Genomic DNA, 1255 nt, shown 5'->3' on the forward strand with positions numbered 1-1255 from the left:
AAAAGGCCCCTGATGAATTGAACTATATCCCGAATAATGGACACAGTAAAAAAAGTCCCTTATTCGGGGTTTTCTATGTCCTTTTTCTAGAACCCCGTTTATAATCATTTCAGATATAGGGCGGAGGAAATCAAAATGAGTAAGATTTATTTTAATGAATTTCAAATAAAGGAATTAGAGAATAATCCACATGTGAAACAGGTTTCAGATCGTTCGATTGCTTATCATCCAGACTTTAAGGTAAAGGCTATTAAAGAGAATCAAGCTGGTAAATCACCTACCCAAATCTTTATTGAACATGGCTTTGAGTTAGAGATGATTGGATCGGATAAACCAAAAGGCTGCTTAAAACGTTGGAGAAAAACGTTTGAACAATATGGCGAGGATGGCTTCTATACAGAGCGACGTGGGAAAGGAAGTCCAGGAAGACCAAAATCCAAGGAGTATTCGCAGGAAGATCAGTTAAAAAAGGCTGAAGCTCGTATTAAATATTTAGAGGCTGAACTTGAATTTCTAAAAAAGTTAGACGAACTCGAAAGGCAGGCTTCGAAGAAGAGAAAATGACAACGAGTGAAAAATTCACGTTAATTGAACAAATCATTCGCCAATATAATCTTACTAATATGGTCCGTTATTTTTGTGAAATGGCCGAAGTCAGTCGTAGTGGATATTATGCTTGGATACATCCTGAAAGGATTCGATTGACTCACGAGAAGAAAGATTCGCAGGATTATGAACTTATTAAGGAAGTATTTGAGGCCAAGAAGAAAAAAGCAGGTGCCCTCACCATCAAAATGATTTTAGAGAATAAGTATTTTGTCACGATGAACCATAAAAAGATTCGAAGGCTTATGCATAAGTTCAATCTTAAAGCCATAATTCGTCAAGCGAAACCTTATAAGAAATTAGCGAAAGCCACTCATGAGCATAAGGCCGTTCCAAACCACTTAAACAGGAATTTTAACCAAGGAGAACCGAGGAAAGTTTTCCTTACAGATATTACTTACGTTTATTATGGTTCTGGACAACCAGCTTATCTTTCTTGTGTCAAAGATGCTGTTACACGAGAAATCATCGCTTTTCACTTATCTAGAAGTCTCAAGATGGGGATTGTCTATCACACATTGGAGAAGCTCTCTGATTCCCTAAATGATCTGATTCATCCTGAAGCGATCATTCATTCAGACCAAGGCGTTCATTATACACACCCTGAGTTCCAGCGCCGAGTGAAAGAACTAGGGCTGAAACAATCCAT

2 protein-coding genes are annotated in these 1255 nt (G+C 37.8%); both read left to right on the top strand.

Features of this window, described 5'->3' with window-relative positions:
* The first annotated feature begins 135 nt into the window (after positions 1–135).
* Complete coding sequence (locus AC3WLU_RS26715; RefSeq protein WP_061461612.1) at positions 136–564, top strand: HTH domain-containing protein; 429 nt, start codon at positions 136–138, stop codon at positions 562–564.
* On the top strand, positions 561–1255 hold a 695-nt coding region (locus AC3WLU_RS26720; RefSeq protein ID WP_492598225.1), incomplete at its 3' end, for an IS3 family transposase. The genes AC3WLU_RS26715 and AC3WLU_RS26720, both read left to right, overlap by 4 nt.

Source organism: Peribacillus sp. FW305-BF15 (assembly GCF_058783805.1).